The 1125-nt window shown below is 37.8% G+C and carries 1 protein-coding gene; it reads right to left on the bottom strand.

The window, feature by feature from the left end; all coding sequences use genetic code 11:
• On the bottom strand, window positions 1-1125 hold a 1125-nt coding region (locus tag NW199_RS08690; protein ID WP_258334350.1), incomplete at both ends, for a hypothetical protein.

Here is a 1125-nt window from a genome sequence, read left to right as displayed (position 1 = left end):
GAATGCACTAGTGAGAGTATCGCGTTCAGTTTCGGTTAATGTGACACCGGTTACCTTCACGATACCGTCTTCAGAAATGACTAAATGACCTTTTAGACTTTCTCTAACCTCACCCGGTAAAAATTGAACGAAATACTCTGTTGAGAGAGTATTGATCTCTTCATGCGTACTCGAACTAAGTCCTATGGTATTTAATTCTGGTTTCCACGAAACGGAATCGGTAAACAGTAAATTTTCTCCAACAATTTCTAACGTTCCGTTATCATGTGAAAACTTACCGGAGTCTCCGATTGATAATGATTCAGAAACTTTCCAATTACCGGTATTAACTACTTCTCCGGTAACTTCAAGACCTGCATTTGCATTGATAGTACCAGCGTTAGAACCACTCTCAACGGTAAATAAGGTATCAGAAGTGTATGTCGCTTGATTTAAGCTACCACTACCGGAAGATGCAGTAATCGTCTGACTATCACCATTTACTAATGTACCGCCCCCAAATGTCAAACTTTGAATGACGGATGTATTAGAAATATCTAATTCACCGCCATTTAAAATAACTGAACCATTATCAGAATTAAATTTAGAAGTCGTAAAGGTCGAGTCGGAATCTAAAGTAATTATTCCTTTATTTACAAAGTTTGTTGTGACACTTGCAGAGGAATTATTTTTAAAGGTCATCTGACCTTCATTAGTAAAATATCCCTGCGTCATATTGAATTTGCCGTTATCAAATAGCATCACTCCATTTACATAGTTATTGGCATACATCGTCCACATAGGTTGTTGGAACGATGCTCCCTCTGAAAACTCCATGTAACTGTAATTTCTCGTATAAACAGAATTACGATTAGGTGTTGGTTCATGCCAGCGAATGCCCGCTCCACTGCCTTTAAAGAAAATGCTTCCTTTGTTTTCTAAAACATCATTTGGATAGGGATACTCTTTATTATTTCCATGAAGCAAAATAGTTGAGTTTTCCATGGTTAACTCAACGCCTTCACGAATCCATAAATATCCTCCCGGTGTAATGGAATCGTTAGTGATTGTTCGACTAGAGTTAATGTCTATATTTCCAGGATCTGCTAAGGCATTTTGAAAACATACTAGGAGGCCAATAGCTAG

It is taken from the genome of Parasutterella secunda, assembly GCF_024733725.1.
In the GTDB taxonomy this organism is placed as follows: Bacteria; Pseudomonadota; Gammaproteobacteria; order Burkholderiales; family Burkholderiaceae_F; genus Aphodousia; species Aphodousia faecalis.
Note: the sequence above shows the minus strand (reverse complement) of the source record. Positions and strands in the feature narration are given on the sequence as shown.